The organism is Oleiphilus sp. HI0117 (genome assembly GCF_001635235.1).
Map to the genome: position 1 here is coordinate 1 of NZ_LWGA01000236.1, position 243 is coordinate 243.

Sequence of the window (243 nt, forward strand, 5' to 3'; positions counted from 1 at the left end):
TAAAGCCCGACGACTTCACCGACGCACAACGCGATGAACTACTTCTTTATGATGACCCGGCGCTACAAACTGACTTTGTTACGGTAGATGGCAAACAGTCTGATGCTGCACTTAGTATCTCAGGAATTACCTGTGCCGCTTGTATTTGGCTCTTAGAGCGCGAAATCAGCTCACTTCCCGGCCTGATAAATCTATCAATCAATCATACGACTCACAAAGCGCTACTTAGCTGGAACAATGAAC

At 46.5% G+C, this 243-nt stretch carries 1 protein-coding gene; it reads left to right on the forward strand.

Annotated features, from left to right (window positions below; translation table 11 throughout):
• On the forward strand, positions 1 to 243 hold a 243-nt coding region (locus A3757_RS02900; RefSeq protein WP_156506137.1), incomplete at both ends, for a cation transporter.